Annotated in this window: 15 protein-coding genes; 14 read left to right on the top strand and 1 reads right to left on the bottom strand. The window is 59.3% G+C overall.

Features of this window, described 5'->3' with window-relative positions:
- The first annotated feature begins 1 nt into the window (after window position 1).
- The 10 genes from waaC (at window position 2) to PMI21_RS10225 (ending at window position 10,977) form a co-directional block, all read left to right on the top strand.
- Window positions 2-1,063, top strand: coding sequence for a lipopolysaccharide heptosyltransferase I (waaC, locus tag PMI21_RS10180; protein WP_007939663.1), 1,062 nt, complete (start codon window positions 2-4; stop codon window positions 1,061-1,063).
- Window positions 1,063-2,184 carry a glycosyltransferase family 4 protein gene (locus PMI21_RS10185; RefSeq protein ID WP_007939662.1) on the top strand — a complete coding sequence of 374 codons (1,122 nt, stop codon included), beginning with the start codon at window positions 1,063-1,065 and terminating at the stop codon, window positions 2,182-2,184. The genes waaC and PMI21_RS10185 overlap by 1 nt, the downstream gene beginning before the upstream one ends.
- Window positions 2,184-2,990, top strand: coding sequence for a lipopolysaccharide core heptose(I) kinase RfaP (rfaP, locus tag PMI21_RS10190; protein WP_007939661.1), 807 nt, complete (start codon window positions 2,184-2,186; stop codon window positions 2,988-2,990). Before PMI21_RS10185 ends, rfaP begins: the two co-directional genes overlap by 1 nt.
- Window positions 2,990-3,724 (top strand): lipopolysaccharide kinase InaA family protein, encoded by a 735-nt coding sequence (locus PMI21_RS10195; RefSeq protein WP_007939660.1) that lies wholly within the window; start codon window positions 2,990-2,992, stop codon window positions 3,722-3,724. The genes rfaP and PMI21_RS10195 overlap by 1 nt, the downstream gene beginning before the upstream one ends.
- A complete protein-coding gene (locus tag PMI21_RS10200; RefSeq protein ID WP_007939659.1) occupies window positions 3,721-4,473 on the top strand; it encodes a lipopolysaccharide kinase InaA family protein in 753 nt (250 codons plus the stop codon). The genes PMI21_RS10195 and PMI21_RS10200 overlap by 4 nt, the downstream gene beginning before the upstream one ends.
- Window positions 4,473-5,924, top strand: a complete 1,452-nt coding sequence (locus PMI21_RS10205; RefSeq protein ID WP_007939657.1) for a lipopolysaccharide kinase InaA family protein — start codon at window positions 4,473-4,475, stop codon at window positions 5,922-5,924. Before PMI21_RS10200 ends, PMI21_RS10205 begins: the two co-directional genes overlap by 1 nt.
- 167 nt (window positions 5,925-6,091) lie before the next feature.
- Window positions 6,092-6,427 carry a YceK/YidQ family lipoprotein gene (locus tag PMI21_RS10210; RefSeq protein ID WP_081499504.1) on the top strand — a complete coding sequence of 112 codons (336 nt, stop codon included), beginning with the start codon at window positions 6,092-6,094 and terminating at the stop codon, window positions 6,425-6,427.
- Window positions 6,428-6,707: 280 nt separating this feature from the next.
- Window positions 6,708-8,462: a carbamoyltransferase family protein gene (locus tag PMI21_RS10215; protein WP_007939655.1), complete on the top strand. Its 1,755-nt coding sequence runs from the start codon at window positions 6,708-6,710 to the stop codon at window positions 8,460-8,462.
- Window positions 8,455-9,360 (top strand): glycosyltransferase family 2 protein, encoded by a 906-nt coding sequence (locus PMI21_RS10220; protein ID WP_033064092.1) that lies wholly within the window; start codon window positions 8,455-8,457, stop codon window positions 9,358-9,360. The genes PMI21_RS10215 and PMI21_RS10220 overlap by 8 nt, the downstream gene beginning before the upstream one ends.
- A gap of 156 nt (window positions 9,361-9,516) precedes the next feature.
- Complete coding sequence (locus PMI21_RS10225; RefSeq protein ID WP_007939653.1) at window positions 9,517-10,977, top strand: hypothetical protein; 1,461 nt, start codon at window positions 9,517-9,519, stop codon at window positions 10,975-10,977.
- Between the two features lie 3 nt (window positions 10,978-10,980).
- On the opposite strand, the gene PMI21_RS10230 is transcribed toward PMI21_RS10225, so the two are convergent.
- Complete coding sequence (locus PMI21_RS10230) at window positions 10,981-11,634, bottom strand: lipopolysaccharide kinase InaA family protein (RefSeq protein ID WP_007939651.1); 654 nt, start codon at window positions 11,632-11,634, stop codon at window positions 10,981-10,983.
- Window positions 11,635-11,761: 127 nt separating this feature from the next.
- Between PMI21_RS10230 and msbA the strand changes: the two genes are divergently transcribed.
- From msbA to hldE, 4 genes are all read left to right on the top strand, one after another.
- The gene (gene msbA, locus PMI21_RS10235) at window positions 11,762-13,582 is read left to right on the top strand and encodes a lipid A export permease/ATP-binding protein MsbA (RefSeq protein ID WP_007939650.1); all 1,821 of its coding nucleotides are present in this window, start codon (window positions 11,762-11,764) and stop codon (window positions 13,580-13,582) included.
- The gene (locus tag PMI21_RS10240; protein ID WP_007939649.1) at window positions 13,576-14,472 is read left to right on the top strand and encodes a GNAT family N-acetyltransferase; all 897 of its coding nucleotides are present in this window, start codon (window positions 13,576-13,578) and stop codon (window positions 14,470-14,472) included. Before msbA ends, PMI21_RS10240 begins: the two co-directional genes overlap by 7 nt.
- Window positions 14,473-14,475: 3 nt before the next feature.
- Window positions 14,476-15,876 carry a PIG-L deacetylase family protein gene (locus PMI21_RS10245; protein ID WP_007939647.1) on the top strand — a complete coding sequence of 467 codons (1,401 nt, stop codon included), beginning with the start codon at window positions 14,476-14,478 and terminating at the stop codon, window positions 15,874-15,876.
- Window positions 15,877-15,940: 64 nt separating this feature from the next.
- Window positions 15,941-17,362, top strand: a complete 1,422-nt coding sequence (hldE, locus tag PMI21_RS10250) for a bifunctional D-glycero-beta-D-manno-heptose-7-phosphate kinase/D-glycero-beta-D-manno-heptose 1-phosphate adenylyltransferase HldE (RefSeq protein ID WP_033064090.1) — start codon at window positions 15,941-15,943, stop codon at window positions 17,360-17,362.
- Window positions 17,363-17,384: the final 22 nt, after the last annotated feature.

The raw sequence follows: 17,384 nt of genomic DNA, 5'->3' as shown, positions 1-17,384 counted from the left end.
TTTGCGGGTACTGTTGATCAAGACTTCTTCGCTGGGCGACGTGATTCACGCGTTGCCAGCGTTGACCGATGCGGCGCGGGCGATCCCCGGCATCAAGTTCGACTGGGTGGTGGAAGAGGGTTTCGCCGAGATTCCGACCTGGCACCCGGCTGTGGGCAAGGTGATTCCGGTGGCGATCCGTCGCTGGCGCAAAAACATCTGGCAGACCATCAAGAGTGGCGAGTGGAAGCGCTTCAAGCAAAGCGTTCGCGCAACCAAATATGACTTGGTGATCGATGCTCAGGGCTTGCTGAAAAGCGCGTTGCTGACTCGCTATGCCAAAGCGCCGGTGGCCGGGCTGGACAAAAATTCGGCCCGCGAACCGATCGCCGCGCGCTTCTATTCCCGACGTCTGGCCGTGGCCCGTGGGCAGCACGCGGTTGAACGAGTGCGTCAGCTGTTCGCGGTGGCCCTGGGTTACGACCTGCCTAAAGGCCTGGGCGACTACGGTCTGAACGTCGAGCGGTTGGTGGAATTGCCGCGCAAGAATCCGTACGTGGTGTTTCTCCACGGCACCACCTGGGACACCAAGCACTGGCCCGAAGCCTATTGGCGCGAGCTGGCCGAGCGGGTGGGGTATCTCGGCGTGGCGGTGAAGCTGCCGTGGGGCAACCCGGTCGAAAAGGCTCGCGCCGAGCGCATCGCCAAAGACATGAAACACGTCGAAGTGCTGCCCAGGCTCAACCTGGCGGGTGTCGGCAAAGTCCTGGCCGGGGCACAAGCCTGCGTGGCGGTGGACACTGGCCTCGGCCACCTGGCTGCGGCACTGGACGTGCCGACCCTGTCGCTGTTCGGCCCGACCAATCCGGGCCTGACCGGCGCGTACGGCAAATCGCAGATTCACATGGCCAGCGATTTCCCTTGCGCACCGTGTCTGCAAAAGAAATGCACCTATCAACCGACGGCCGACGATGCCCGTCGGTTCGACCTGAAACGCGAGTGGCCCCTGTGCTTCACGCGTCTGAATCCCGAGCGTGTCGCGAGCCGACTGAGCACGTTGTTACTGGCTGAGGAGCTGCGCTGATGCAATTGGCATTTGTCCTGTACAAGTACTTTCCCTTTGGCGGTTTGCAGCGCGACTTCATGCGCATCGCCCTTGAATGTCAGCAGCGTGGCCATCAAATTCGTGTCTACACGTTGATCTGGGAAGGCGACATCCCGCCGGGTTTCGAAGTATTGGTGGCGCCGGTCAAGGCGTTCTTCAATCATCGGCGCAACGAGAAGCTCACCGAATGGATGGAGGCCGATCTGGCCAAGCGTCCGGTGGACCGTCTGATCGGTTTCAACAAAATGCCGGGCCTGGACGTTTACTACGCCGCCGACGGCTGCTTCGAAGACAAGGCGCAAAACCTGCGCAACTCGCTGTACCGTCGCTGGGGCCGCTACCGGCACTTCGCCGAGTACGAACGCGCGGTGTTCGCCAAGGATGCCAAGACCGACGTGCTGATGATTTCCGAAGTCCAGCAGCCGCTGTTCATCAAGCATTACGACACGCCGCTGGCGCGCTTCCATTTGCTGCCACCGGGCATCGCCCAGGACCGACGTCGCCCCGCGAACGCGGATGAAATTCGCGCCGGGTTCCGCGCCGAATTCAACCTGAAGGACGATGAGCTGCTGCTGGTGCAGATCGGTTCCGGGTTCAAGACCAAAGGCGTGGACCGCAGCCTCAAGGCACTGGCCGCGCTGCCCGCCGAGCTGAAAAAACGCACCCGGCTGTTTGTAATTGGCCAGGACGACCCCAAAGTATTCCAACTGCAGAGTGCCACTCTGGGGCTCGGTGATAACGTGCAGTTCCTCAAGGGCCGCAGCGATATCCCGCGTTTTCTGCTCGGTGCCGATCTGCTGATCCACCCGGCGTACAACGAAAATACCGGGACGGTATTGCTTGAGGCCCTGGTGGCCGGATTGCCGGTGCTGGTGAGTGCAGTGTGCGGTTACGCCCATTACATCGCCGAGGCCGATGCGGGTCTGGTGCTGGACGAACCCTTCGATCAGGCGCAACTGACTCAGTACCTGACGGGCATGTTGAACGACACTGATGCACGGGCGGCCTGGAGCCGCAACGGTCTGGCCTTCGCCGAGACGGCCGACCTCTACAGCATGCCGCAGCACGCGGCCGATGTGATTCTGGCGGAGCACGCTTAATGAAGTTGATGCTGGCTGAACCGTTCAAGAGCCTCTGGGCCGGACGCGACCCGTTCGCCGAAGTCGAGGGCCTCAAGGGCGAGGTGTACCGCGAGCTCGAAGCGCGCCGTACACTGCGAACTGAAGTGGACGGCCACGGGTTCTTCGTGAAGATCCACCGGGGCATCGGCTGGGGCGAGATTTTCAAGAACCTGCTGACCGCCAAGCTGCCGGTGCTTGGCGCGGGCCAGGAGTGGCAGGCCATTCAGCGTCTGCAAGAAGTTGGTGTGCCAACCATGACTGCCGTCGCCTATGGCGAAAAGGGTAGCAACCCGGCGGACCAGCATTCGTTCATCGTCACCGAAGAGTTGGCGCCCACCGTCAGCCTTGAAGATTTCAGCATCGACTGGGTCAAGCACCCGCCGGAGCCAAAGCTCAAGCGCGCCCTGATCGCCGAAGTCGCGCGCATGACCGGCATGATGCACCGCGCCGGGGTCAACCATCGCGACTGCTACATCTGCCACTTCCTGCTGCACACCGATAAACCGGTGACCTGCGAGGATTTCAAGTTGTCGGTGATCGACCTTCACCGCGCCCAGACCCGTCCGACGATTACCCAGCGCTGGCGCAACAAGGACCTGGCGGCGCTGTATTTTTCGGCGCTGGACATCGGCCTGACCCGTCGCGACAAACTGCGTTTCCTCAAGGGGTACTTCCAACAGCCTCTGCGCCAGATTCTGGTTGAAGAAGCCGGGTTGCTGGCGTGGCTCGAAGGCAAGGCCAACAAGCTTTACGAGCGTAAACAGCGATACGGGGATGCGCTCTGATGTCGGGTTGGAAACTGGAACCGGCCTACAGCGATCTGGCAGAAGATTTCGGCAGTCTTGACGCGGTGTTTGCCCTCACGGGCGAACAACTGACCTGCGATCCGCTGTCCGAGGTCATTCGTGTCCAGCGCAACGGTGTCAACTATTACGTCAAACGTTACGTCAGTGCCGGCAAGGGCCTGCGCCGCTATCTGGGCACGCCCCGGGTGAAAGCCGAGTGGCAGAACCTCAAGCGTTTCGCCAAGTGGGGCATTCCCACCGCCGAAGTGGTGGCCTGGGGGCTGGAGCGGCACGGCGTGGCATACGCCCGTGGGGCGATGATCACCCGCGAACTGCCGCATACCGAAGACTTGTCGGCCCTGGCCAACCGGCATGATCCGAAACTGGCGGACCGCGCCTGGGTCGACACCGTCAGTCGCCAATTGGCCGGTTACACCCGAACCATGCACGACAACCGTTTTACCCATAACGATTTGAAGTGGCGCAATCTGTTGGTCGACGATGAGACCCGGCTGTTCCTGATCGATTGCCCCAACGGCGATTTCTGGCGCGGCTTCTGGCTCAAATACCGTATCACCAAAGACCTGGCCTGCCTCGACAAGGTCGCCAAGTATCACCTGTCGGCCACCCAGCGCCTGCGCTTTTACCTGCAATACCGCCAATGCGCCCGGCTCAATGCCGCGGACAAGAAACGTATTCGGCATGTGGTGAGATTTTTTGAGGGACGTGAATGACTGATTTTCTGGCTGCTGAAGACCGTGCGCTGTTCGAGCGTCATGATCTCGGCACCTTCGACGCACTTTGGGCCAAACAGCTCGATGCGGTGGACGAGCCCAACACCGGCCGGGGTGGCTGGAGCAGTGTGTTTCGGCTGGATCTGGACGGTCATGGCTACTACCTCAAGCGTCAGAGCAACTACCTGACGCGCTCCCGGCATTCGCCCTTTGGCGAGCCGAGTTTTGCCCGTGAATTTCGCAACATCAGTCGTTATCGGACACTGGGTATTCCGGCGCTGCAGGCGGCTTTTTTTGGTGAGCGCAAGGTCGACGGCGAAGTTCGGGCTATTCTGCTGACTCACGCGCTGGACGGTTGGGGTGATCTGGATTCGCTGTTGCAGCGCTGGTCGGAGCTGAGCGCGACACAGCACTCGGCCATTCTCAAGGCCTGTGGGCAACTGGCGCGACGCCTGCACGGCAGGCGCCAGGTCCACGGTTGCTTCTACCCCAAGCACATTTTTCTTCAGGCCACTGGCGACGGCTATAAGGCGCAATTGATCGACCTGGAAAAAACCCGGCCGCTGTTTTTCGGCCAGCGTGACCGGATCAAGGACCTGGAGCCGTTGCTGCGTCGGGCGCCAGAGTGGAGCGACAGCCAGCTGCGCGAATTGTTGGCGGTTTATCTGGATCGGCCGCTGAACAGTTCGCGGGTGGACCGTTGGGTATCGCGCCTGAGTGCGCGGCGCAGTGACAAGGAGACGCGTTGATGCGTTTGTCCGAACTGAAAAACGCCGGCCGCAGCCCGAGCCTGCCGCTGAGTATTCCACTGGCCGATGCCGCGGGACCTGCCGATTTGCAGCTGCTGAGTCTGCTGCGGGTGTTGCCGGGGCAGCGTTATGTGGGTGCTGGCGTCTGGCGCGGCCGGCCGGTGCTGGCCAAGTTGTTGGTCGGTGGCAAAGCGGCGCGACATTTTCAACGTGAACTGGACGGCGTGCGTTTGCTTGCCGCTCAGGGGTTGACCACGCCGTTGTTATTGGCCGATGGCCTCAAGGACGGCGAGGGCGGTTGGCTGTTGTTCGATTTCCTTGAGGGCGCCGAGAGCCTGGGGGATGCCTGGAAGCAGGTCGAACACTTGCCCGCATTGGCGGATAAACAATCCGCGGTGCTGGCCGAGGCGTTGGGCGCCATCGGCCAACTGCACGGCAAAGGCTTGTGGCAGGAAGACCTGCACCTGGACAACCTGCTGCGCCATGGCGGTCAGTTGTATTTGATCGATGGCGCCGGGATCTGCGTCGAAACGGCGGGCAAGCCGCTGTCGCAACAGAAAGTCCTGGAAAACCTCGGGGTGTTTTTCGCCCAATTGCCTAAAGTGCTGGAACCCTTCACCGAAGAGTTGTTGGTGTATTACCTGCTGAGTAACGGCGAACACGCGTTGCCGATGGAGGCGTTGCAAAAACAGATCGACAAAGTCCGTCGCTGGCGTTTGAAGGACTTTCTGATCAAGGTCGGCCGCGAATGCACGCTGTTCAGCGTCCAGAGCGGTGCGTTCGGCCTGCGGGCGATTCGCCGTGAGGAAGAGGCCGCGATGCTGCCGGTGCTGGCACAGGCCGATACCTTGCTCGATCAGGGGCATCTGTACAAGACCGGCGGCGCGGCGAGCGTCGGCAAGGTCGAGGTGGCCGGGCGTACGTTGGTAGTCAAGCGTTACAACATCAAAGGCTTTGCCCACTGGTTCAAGCGTTTCTGGCGCCCAAGCCGCGCCTGGCACTCATGGCGCGAAGGCAATCGCCTGGCGTTCCTCGGCATTGCCACGCCCAAACCCTTGGCGTTGCTGGAGAAGCGCTTTCTCTGGCTGCGCAGCCGGGCGTACCTGGTGACCGAGTATTTGCCGGGGCCGGACATCATCGAGCGCTTTGCGCCGTACGTTGAGAGCGGGGACGCGCCAGAGGCTGAGTTGCAGGCTCTGGATTGCCTGTTTGCCGAGCTGATTGGCGAGCGGATCAGTCATGGCGATTTCAAGGGCCATAACCTGTTCTGGCAACAGGATCGCTGGGCGCTGATCGACCTGGATTCAATGTGTCAGCATGGCTCGCTCAGCAGCTTTGCCCCAGCGTATGCGCGGGATCGGGCGCGGTTCATGCGCAACTGGCCCGAGAGCAGCGCGCTGTATCAAGTGATTGATCAGCGTCTGCCCAAAGATATCTCCGGCGCTGCCTGAATCGGACCTTCGGTCCTATTGCGAGCAGGCCGGAACTGTCAGGCGATTTCCCTGCTGGTAGAAGCGGACAAGTTCTTGTGAATCGTCCTACATGATCTGCAGAGTCCATGAACTGTGCCCTGAATAGCCACGATGCTAGTTTGCCTGACGTTCTCGGAGGGCAGATTTTGACGATAAAAATGGCTGTGATGTTGAGCTCTTTTACACTGGCGCTGTCTGGCTGCGGGATCGCTGTCACTGTGCTGCAGGATGACGAAGAGGCCGCCCGTGGCCTCAGAAAGCAAAAGACCTACTGTCAGTCCATTCCTCGCATCTACAGCGGCCTGGCTCACGACTTTTGCCTCCTCCACGCACCGCCCGATCCCACGGGTATTCTGGTGCCGTTCGTATTGCTGGATTTGACCCTTTCAGGTGTATTCGACACGGTTTTCTTGCCCTATACGATTTACCGGCAGGCTGCCGACGGAAATATCAGGATCTACTGGCGGCCGGGCCGAGGATGAGCAAAAGGCGCCAGTCAAGGGCTTGGACACCGCGGCCCCCGGTGTGTGGAGCCTGCTCGCGATAGCGACGGGTCAGCCAACATTGATGCTGAATATACCGCCGTCATCGCGAGCAGGCTCGCTTCCACAAGTTTGCGCACCCAAACTGACTGGCATTAGGGTCATTCCCGCCATGTTTACGCTATAATCCCGCCCTTTAGCTGTCTCTCGCCCCTTGCGAGGGCACATTAATTTTTGAGGCGCGTTGCGCCTGCATGCAGACTAAAGAGGCTAGACCCCTGTGGCATTGACGATTCTTGGCCTGTCCGGCGCCCTTAGCCATGATCCTTCCGCAGCCTTGTACATCGACGGCAAGCTGGTCGCGGCGGCTGAAGAAGAGCGTTTCGTGCGCGATAAACATGCAAAGAACCGCATGCCTTACGAATCGGCGAAATTCTGCCTCGAGCAGGCTGGCATCAAGCCATCCGACGTTGATGTGGTGGCGATTCCGTTCGCACCGATCAGCCTGTTCGGCAAGGCTCGCTGGCACTACGCCAAGCGCTACTGGTACGCCCCGGACCGCGCTCTCGACGCGATCCTGATGGGTAACCGTCGCTACAAGCGCTATCGCAACAAGATTGTCTGGTGCCTCGAGCAATTGGGCTTCGATCCGAAAAAGATCAAGATCGAGCCGGTCGAGCACCACCTGGCTCACGCCTCCAGTGCCTACCACTGCTCCGGTTTCAAAGAGAAAACCGCGATCCTGGGGATCGACGGCAAGGGTGAGTACGCCACGACTTTCTTCGGTTATGGCGAAAACGGCAAGATCCACAAGATCAAGGAATTCTTCGATCCGGACTCCCTCGGCGGCCTGTATGGCGCGATCACCGAGTTCCTCGGCTTCGAGATGCTCGACGGTGAGTTCAAGGTCATGGGCATGGCGCCGTACGGCGACGCCAGTAAATACGATTTCTCCCGTCTGGCCTCGTTCGAAAACGGTGAGCTGGTGATCAACACCGACTACGCCAACGTCATCGGCCTGCGTCGTTATAAAGAGAAGGGCAAGGGGTTCTACTTCTCGCCGAAGCTGATCGAGTGGCTGGGCCCCAAGCGCGAAGGCGACATCGCCGACGAGCCGTACATTCACTACGCCGCAAGCATGCAAGCGCTGTTCGAGAAACTGGCGTTGCAGATGATCGACCATTACCTGGGCGATGTGCTCAAGGAAACCGGCAAGCTGGCCTTCGCCGGTGGCTGTGCGTTGAACGTCAAGCTGAACCAGAAAATCATTGCCCGCAACGACATCAAAGAGCTGTTCGTTCAGCCTGCGTCCGGCGATGCCGGCACCGCGGTGGGCGCGGCGGCTTACGTGTCTCACGCCCGTGGTGTACCGGTCGAGAAGATGGAACACGTCTACCTTGGCCCGTCCTACAGCAACGAAGACGTGATCGCGGCCTGCGCCCGTCACGCCGACAAGCCAAACTGGCGCAAGCTCGACAATATGCCGGAGCAGATCGCCAAAATCATGGTCGATGGCAACCCGGTGGCCTGGTTCCAGGGCCGCATGGAGTTCGGTCCGCGTGCCTTGGGCGGTCGTTCGATCATTGGCTGCCCGAGCGTGGCCGGCGTGGCGGACCGTATCAACCATCAGATCAAGTTCCGCGAGCGCTGGAGGCCTTTCTGCCCGTCGATGCTCGACACCGTTGCGCCGCAAATGATCAAGATCGATCACCCGGCACCGTTCATGACCTTCACCTTCGAAGTGGCTGAAGAGTGGAAAACCCGCGTGCCGGAAGTCGTCCATGAAGACGGCACGTCCCGGGCCCAGGTGCTCAAGCGCGAATACAACCCGCGCTACTACGACATGATGAAGGCGCTGGAAGTGCTAACCGGTAACGGTGTGTCGCTGAACACCTCGCTCAACCGTCGTGGCGAGCCGATGATCTGCTCGCCGACCGACGCCTTGAACATGTTCTTCGGTTCCGACCTGCAGTATCTGATCATGGAAGACATTCTGGTGGTCAAAGATGGTGTGGAAGGGCGCGGTTTTGACTGAAACATTGATCAGCGTCGTTATTCCGGCCTACAACTATTCCCAGACCTTGCCGCGGGCAGTGGAGTCGGTGCTCGCGCAGTTGGTTGAGGGGCGGACGGAGCTGTTGGTCATTGATGACGGCTCCACCGACGCAACGCCTGATGTGCTCGCGGAGCTGTTGACGGTGCACGTCGGACGCTTTCGCGCTTTACGTAAAACCAATGGCGGGCAATCTTCTGCTCGCAATCTCGGGATCGAAGAAGCGACGGGACGCTATCTGGTCTTCCTGGACGCGGATGACGAGATGGCCCCGGGAGCGCTGGCTGCATTGATTCATCACATTACGCGCAACCCTGAAAGTCGCTTGATTATTGGTGGCCACTGGTCGGTTTTTGCTGATGGCAAGCGCAGTTTTCAGGGCGTCAGGCCGTTACCTGCCACGGCGCGGCAACGAGTGCGGGGCTACTTGTTCGACAAGACCGTGTCGATTTCCAACGGTGCCTGCGCGATGCATCGTGATGTCTTCGCACCAGGCAACTATCCCGAGCACTTGCGCAACGTTGAAGATATTCCAGTGTTCGCTCAGGTGCTGGCACGTTTCCCCTGCAGCGTTCTCGATCAGCCCCTGGCGCTCATCTACAAGCACGCCGACAGCATGCGACATGATTTGGTCCGAAGTCTCGCGGCCGGCACGGGAATGGTGGACGAGGTTTTCTCTCACGAGCGCTTACCCGAAGAATTGCATGATTTGCGTCAGGCGTTTTTGGTGCAGCGCTGCCTTTCGTTGTTCCGCGACTGTTACGTCGGTGGCGAGTATGTGCTGGCCAAGAAGTTCTATCTTCAGGCGTTGCGGGCAGACTGGCGCGTGCTCGCACGCTGGTCCTACACACGCAAGGCGGCGCGTTTGCTATTCAGGTAGGTCGAGCTTGAAGACTCGTTCTTTGTATTCGCTATGAGCGTTATGCAGTGTCATCGGCTGATAATGAGGCTTGAAATCGATCGGGCAGGCACTGTTTCAGGCTGTTGCAGTCATTCATTGGGTTGTGTTGCGCCAAAGCGTTGTTGAGGTGGGCGGATGTTAGATACAGGTAGCAAAGTCGGGGCTCTGATTTCGCGGGCTATCGGCGAGCATCCGGTTCGGTTGGCGTTCTGGGGTAGCGTTCTGCTTTCCCTGATTGCCGTGCTGGGAACGGCGACAGTTGCACGTGACGCTGCGCTTTATATCGATGTTGCGCAGCAAATCACGGAGCACGGGCCCAAAGTGGCCTGGCAGAACTTCGATTGGCCCTGGTTCTCCTTTCTTCTGGCGGGTACTCATATCGTCCTGCGTTTGCCGTTGGAGCTAAGCGCCTATCTATGGTGTAGCGTCTTTCTTGCCGGCACCTGTGCGCTGATGGTCGATTGCGTGCGCCAACGCTCCCCGGATAGCGCTCGCTGGGCGTGCCTGGTGGTGCTGGCAATGCCTGCGGTCAATATTTTTCGAAATGACATCATCCGCGAGTTTGGCTTCTGGTTTTTCTGCACCCTGGCACTCTGGTTAGCGTTGCGATGGCAGGCGCGTGGCGGTTGGCTTCGTGCGGCATTAATCCATATGGCCATTGCAGCGGCCGTGTTGTTTCGTCTTGAGGCGTTGCTGTTGTTGCTCGCGCTGGGGCTCTGGCAGTTGCCTAATCTCTTGTCGTCTACTCGGCGCAAGCAGTTCTGGCAGTTTATTCTGTTGCCAGTACTGGGGGGGGCGGTGGTCTTGGCGTCGGGCGCTTTTTCGGTCGCGCGTGTTTCGGTCTACCTGAATATGCTCAATCCGCACAAAGTGTTTGCGTCGTTTGAACTGCTGTCGGGACAGTTTTCCAGATCGCTGATCAGTAAGTACTCACAGGACGAGGCTGGGCGGATCGTTTTCTTCGGCATCCTGGCCACGATGTTGATCAGCTTTGTGAAGCTGATGGGGCCTTTCGCGGTTCCTTTCGTTCTGCGTAGCAACTGGAGTGTTCTGCGGACTTACTGGCGCGACTATCGTCCGTTTGCCTGGGCGGCGTTGCTGTACGTGGTGGTTCTGGTTTTGTTCTTCCTCAAAGAGCAGTTCATGAATACTCGCTACTTGAGTTTTCTGAACTTGCTGTTCGTCCCTGTTCTGGCATCGGTGTTGGCGGTCTTTGTCCGTCATTATCCGCGTTGGGGCAAAGCTTTAGTGGCGCTGGGCTTTTTGGTGATGCTTTCCAATGTGATTTCCACCAGTCCGGGAAAGACTCATTACATCGAGGCTGGCCACTGGGTGGCCGCCAATATTGAGCCGAGCGCACCGGCTTACTTCGAGGACGGCCGTATCAGCTATTACGCCGGTCGTGGTTATGTGCTCAATAATCTGACTCGGGAGGATGCAATGTCTGCGGGCCGCGCGGGCGAGTTTCGTTACTTCCTGATCGATGCGCGTGAGGATGAACCGTGGCTCGGCAGTTGGCTGGCGGAACACAAGCAACGTGTTCTCGCCCATTTTGCTAATCGCAAAGGCGCCACCGTATTGGTCATCGGCGAGTAGTACTCAGCCGATCAGCTGACGCAGGCGGCCGATCAGTGTCGCCTGTCGATGGTCTGGCAGGCCTTGGCGATAGCCTTCGAGGAAGGTTTCGCCAGCATCCTGGCCCAACAACCACTGCCAGTCCTCTTTGTAGCGCAACAGATGGGCAAAGTTGCGCAGTCGTTTGCGGTCGCTCAGGGCACTCTTCTGGCAGCGCAAGTCCGCGATGTCGATCAGCCCCAAGGTGTTTTCGGGAGTCAGCACCACGTTGCCAAAATGCAGTGACCGAAAGTACACACCTTTCTCGTGCAAGCGGGCAATGAAGCCTCCGAGTTGGAATCTTAAGGTGTTGGCCTCTTCGGTACTGGTTTGCAGCTCACGTACCGTCGTGCCTTCAAGGGGGTTGTAGTACACGCCATCGCGTTGAATGCTGGAGATGCGATACACCGCGATAATTTTCGGACAGGAAATGTTGCGCATCTCCAGAGCCCGGGTGTTGTTGGCGAAGCGTTGAGCGTAGGGGTAAAGCAGCGCGGAACTGAGCAATCGCTTGCGGCGGAACAGTTTGAGCATGCGTCCGTCGGCCAGCCTGAGCACCTTGTCGCCGGAGCCGTCGGCCTCCAGTACGTGCGCGCCTTTGCGCAGAGCCTCATAGGTGCTGTGATCAATCGCTTGCATTCCTGACTCCCCCATCATAAGCCGACTATCTTAACCGACTTGGCCAGAAGCTGGCCTGCCGTCATGTTCATTTGGGAAAAAGGGGCGTGTGATATCATCCGTTCTTCACTGATATGCGCGGATTCTTATGAGTAGTCCTGAACCGAAACCCCAGTCTACGCTGGCGATATATTTCCGCCTTTTGACTTACGTAAGGCCTTACGTGGGCCTGTTCATACTGAGCATCGTGGGGTTTTTGATCTTCGCATCGACCCAGCCAATGCTCGCGTATATTCTCAAATATTTCGTCGACGGTCTGGCCAACCCGGAAGCCAGTCTGTTTCCTGGAAACCCGTATCTGGGCAAGTTGCAGTTGCTTGAAACCGTGCCATTGATGATCGTTGCAATCGCGCTCTGGCAGGGTGTGGGGTCTTATTTGGGTAACTTCTTCCTGGCGCGGGTGTCCCTGGGCCTGGTCCACGACTTGCGAGTGGTTCTGTTCAACAAGCTGCTGGAGTTGCCGAACCGTTACTTCGACAAGAACAATTCCGGTCACCTGATTTCTCGTATCACCTTTAACGTGACCATGGTCACCGGTGCGGCTACGGATGCCATCAAGGTGGTGATTCGTGAAGGTATGACGGTGATTTTTCTGTTTTGCACGCTGCTGTGGATGAACTGGAAGCTCACACTGGTGATGCTGGCCATTCTTCCGCTGATCGGCATGATGGTGAATAGCACTAGCCGTAAGTTTCGCAAGCAAAGCAAAAAAATCCAGGTCTCGATGGGTAACGTCACCCACGTCGCATCCGAGACGATTCATGGCTATCGCGTGGTGCGCAGCTTTGGCGGCGAAATCTATGAAAAGATCCGCTTCAAGGACGCCAGCCAGAGCAATACTGACAAGCAGCTGGCGATGACCAAGACTGGCGCTGTCTACACACCGATGCTGCAACTGGTGACCTATAGCGCCATGGCCATAGTCATGTTCCTGGTGTTGTACCTGCGTGGCAATGCATCGCCCGGCGATCTGGTGGCCTACATCACAATGGCAGGCCTGCTGCCCAAGCCGATTCGTCAGCTCTCTGAAGTCAGCTCCACCATCCAGAAGGGGGTGGCGGGGGCCGAGAGTATTTTCGACCAGTTGGATGAGCCGGCGGAAGTTGATCGGGGTACGGTTGAATATGATCGCCTCGAGGGGCGTCTGGAAGTGCGCAACCTCAGCTTTCAGTACCCGGAAGGCGACAAACAGGTGCTCAACGAGATCAGCTTTATCGTGGAGCCCGGGCAGATGGTTGCACTGGTCGGACGCTCGGGCAGTGGTAAGTCCACACTGGCCGGCCTGATTCCGCGCTTCTATCAGCACGAGCAGGGGCAGATTCTGCTCGACGGTGTGGAGGTCCAGGATTTCACCTTGCGCAACCTTCGTCGGCAAATTGCCTTGGTGACCCAGCAGGTCACTTTATTCAATGACACGGTGTTCAACAACATCGCCTACGGAGACCTCGCTGGTGCGCCAGCTGAAGAGGTGCGCAGGGCGGCTCAGGAGGCTTATGCCGACGAATTCATCGTCAAAATGCCCCAGGGTTATGAAACCATGGTGGGTGAAAATGGTGTGCTGCTGTCCGGCGGGCAGCGTCAGCGTATCGCCATCGCCCGGGCCTTGCTCAAGGATGCACCGCTGCTGATTCTCGACGAAGCGACTTCTGCCCTCGACACCGAGTCGGAGCGTCATATCCAGGCAGCTCTTGATCAAGTCGTGAAGAATCGTACGACCCTGGTGATCGCCCACCGTTTGACCACCATCGAGAAGGCCGACCTGATTTTGGTCATGGATGAAGGTCGGATCGTCGAGCGCGGTACTCATGTAGAGCTTCTGGCGCTAAACGGCTACTACTCCCGTCTGCACGCCAAAGAGTTCCAAGAGGGTGACGAGTTGCAACCGACACACGTGATGGGCGCATGTTGAGGCTGCTTAGAGCCTGGCGTGAGCGTGGTTGGACCGAGATCGACCGTGACGCCTACGAGCAGGCCTGGCAGCGTTTTGGCGGCAGCTTTGCCACCCACCCTCAGGTGGTCGAGCGCTTGTCGACATTTGTCGGCATCGATCTGCATTACTTGGGCTGGATCGTGGACGGTGCCGTCGTGGCAGCCATTCCTTGTTGGGGGCGCCACGTCGCCTTGTCCAAGGAAGTGCTCAAGCGCCAGGGTAAGCGTGGGCTGCTCGACATGGGTAATGCGGAGATTATTCTGCCCATATCCGCAGACATCAAGGTGCCGGTGCGTCAGCGCATGGCGTACGTCTCGGAGCTCAATGTCCGGCAAATCAGCACCTTGCGCGAGCTCCCCCAAGGGCTGGCGCTGGCGCGAGCACCTGAAGACTATTCGAAAAAGTTCCGCTACAACCAGCGTCGTGAGCAACGACTACTGGAAGAGGCCGGCGGCGTGCTTATTCCGATGTCCGAGTTATCAGCGCAGGAGCAAGCTGATGCCTACGGCGACCTGTTTCAGCGCCGTTGGGGGAGGGAAGTCCCCGGCAAGGCAGGGTTGGTTGAGGTGTTTACCTTACTGCGCGAGTTCATGACCGGCTCAGTTGTGATGCTGAACTCGGAGCCCATCGCCGCCCAGATTCTGTACCGCGTCGAAGCCCCCCAATGGGTTTCTCTGGAGTACATCAACGGCGGTGTCGATCCTCAGAGCCGCGAGTTCAGTCCGGGGAGCGTACTCAGTTTCGTCAACACTCAGCATGCCTGGGAAGAGGCGCGGTCGCTTGGTAAGGTACTGCGTTACTCATTCGGGCGTGCCGACCGCGAATACAAGGATCGCTGGTGCCATAAGGTGTCGGTCTATGAGGTCTGATTCATGAGTGCTCGCAAGCAACGGCTTCTTAAGGCTCATCGCCGTAACAAGCGAGTATTTATCCTCTTCTTCCTGCTGACGCTGGCAGTACTCGGTTTTTGGTTGGGGTGGTGGATGGTGCCGCTCCTGTTGGTACTGGCCTGGGTCGCGCACGAGGCGTGGTTTGCCGATCACCTGTTTTACCGGGCTTGCGATGACTATCAATACGACTTTCCCGGGGGGACTCCGCATCAGGCGGTGAGTCTCGGGGCTGGCTTGGTGCGTTTGAGTGAGCCGATGGCTGAAGGCGAGACACTCATACTTGAACTTGAATTGAAAACCACTTGGCTGGGTCGCTGGCTCGATCCGTTTGTCGAGGTGGGAGATGACCACCAGGCGTTCGAGCGCGGCGTAAAAGGTCGGCGTTTCCTTAATCTCTCGGGTCAGCGCGCAATACTTGCCCAAGGTTCGCTAGCGGTATGTGGGCGCTATTGCACCCTGTCTGCCACGGGTACGCTGTGGGTCATGGCCAATCCCGATTATACGCAGCAGCGCGTGATGATTTTGGCGCCTCACGCGGATGATGCTGAACTGGCCGCGTTCGGCCTTTACAGCCGCAGTGAACAGGTCAGCATCGTCACCCTGACTCAGGGCGAAATCGAGGCTGAGAACTTTCAACGCCTGGGGTTGAGCGAGTCTCAGGCGGCGCGTCTGAAAGGGCGCCTGCGCAGTTGGGACAGCCTGGCCATTCCGCAGTGGGGTGGTGTGCCCGTTAATCGCTGCGTGCAATTGGGTTATTACTGCCTTCAACTGTCGTTGATGGCTGGGGAGCCAGGCAAGCTGTTCGGCTCGCGCGAGTCTGGGGACAGCGATGTTCGCCCTGTGCGCCGGCAAAATCCTATGAATTTGCCCGCCGATATTGACGGGGCGCCGACCTGGCAAAACCTGATCGCCGATCTGGTGGCGCTATTGGAACATTTCCGTCCCGAAGTGGTGGTGACTCCCCATCCTGAGCTGGACCCTCACAGCGATCATGTCGCTTCGACCCGCGCGATTCTGGAAGCCATTGCCGCCAGCGCATGGAAGCCTGCGACCTTGCTGATGTACGCCAATCATCTGCATGACAACGACCGCTGGCCGATGGGGCCGGCCGGCGCCGGTATCGCTTTGCCGCCGGTCATCGAACAGTTGCCTTGCGACAAACTGTGGAGTCCGCAGCTGTCCTCGGATGTGCAATTGGACAAGGCCATGGCGCTGGCCATGGAGCACGACCTGCAAGAGGTGCCGGTTTTCAAGCGTCAGCTGCGACGTCTGATTCAGCGGGCGCTGGCCGGTCGGCGCTGGCCAGCCACAGGCAGCAACGAATTTTTCCGCAAGGCGGTACGGCGTCACGAATTGTTCTGGGTGCGTGATCTTTCAGATTGAGGCGGACGGCGCTTTCCCCTGTGCTAATATCGCGCCCCTGTTCATTTTGTATGTGGGTTGCCCCATGAAGTTGTCCATGCCGCGATTCAATCAAGCCCCTGTCTTGGTGGTCGGCGATGTCATGCTCGACCGCTACTGGCATGGCGGTACCTCACGGATTTCCCCTGAGGCGCCGGTTCCGGTCGTCAAGGTTGAGCAAATCGAGGACCGCCCGGGCGGTGCCGCCAACGTTGCCTTGAACATTGCCGCGCTCGGTGCACCGGCCTCGCTGGTCGGTGTGACCGGCGACGATGAAGCCGCCGACAGCCTGGTCAATAGCCTCAAGGGCGCCGGCGTGCGGGCGTTGTTCCAGCGCATTGCGCACCAGCCGACCATCGTCAAGCTGCGAGTCATGAGCCGTCACCAGCAATTGCTGCGTATCGACTTCGAAGAGCCTTTCGCAACCGACGCCCTGGCGCTGGGCGAGCAAGTCGACGAATTGCTCGAAGGCATCAAGGTGCTGGTGCTGTCCGACTACGGCAAAGGCGCGCTGAAAAACCATCAGGTGCTGATCCAGGCCGCCCGTGCCCGTGGCATTCCGGTGCTGGCTGATCCCAAGGGCAAGGATTTCTCGATCTACCGTGGCGCGAGCCTTATCACCCCGAACCTCAGCGAATTCGAAACCATTGTCGGCGGTTGCGCCGATGAGCACGAACTGGTGAGCAAGGGTGCGCAGCTGATGCACGACCTCGACCTCGGTGCGTTGCTGGTAACCCGCGGCGAGCACGGCATGACCTTGCTACGTCCGGATCATCCGGCGCTGCACCTGCCGGCCCGTGCCCGTGAAGTATTCGACGTGACCGGTGCCGGTGACACGGTGATTTCTACCCTGGCGGCGGCGATCGCTGCGGGCGAAGAACTGCCCCACGCGGTGGCCCTGGCCAACCTGGCGGCGGGCATCGTGGTCGGCAAGCTCGGTACCGCGGCCATCAGCGCGCCGGAACTGCGTCGGGCGATCCAGCGCGAGGAAGGCTCCGAGCGCGGTGTGCTGGGCCTCGAGCAGTTGCTGCTGGCGGTCGACGACGCGCGTGCACACAACGAGAAGATCGTTTTCACCAATGGCTGCTTCGACATCCTGCATGCCGGCCATGTGACCTACCTCGAACAGGCGCGCGCTCAGGGTGATCGTCTGATCGTGGCGGTCAATGACGATGCGTCGGTGAGCCGCTTGAAAGGGCCGGGTCGTCCGATCAACAGTGTCGACCGTCGCATGGCGGTACTGGCCGGTCTGGGTGCGGTGGACTGGGTGATCAGTTTTGCTGACAGCACGCCAGAAAACCTGCTGCGCGAGGTCAAGCCGGACGTACTGGTCAAGGGCGGTGATTATGGGATCGACCAAGTGGTCGGTGCGGACATCGTCAAAGGTTACGGTGGGACGGTGAAAGTGCTGGGGTTGGTGGAAAACAGCTCGACCACGGCGATCGTCGAGAAAATTCTCAACCGTTGAGGTGAACATCCCCCCGTTTTGT

Origin of the sequence: Pseudomonas sp. GM18, assembly GCF_000282195.1 — a bacterium.
In the GTDB taxonomy this organism is placed as follows: domain Bacteria; phylum Pseudomonadota; class Gammaproteobacteria; order Pseudomonadales; family Pseudomonadaceae; genus Aquipseudomonas.
This window is presented reverse-complemented; position numbering and strand designations above follow the sequence as displayed.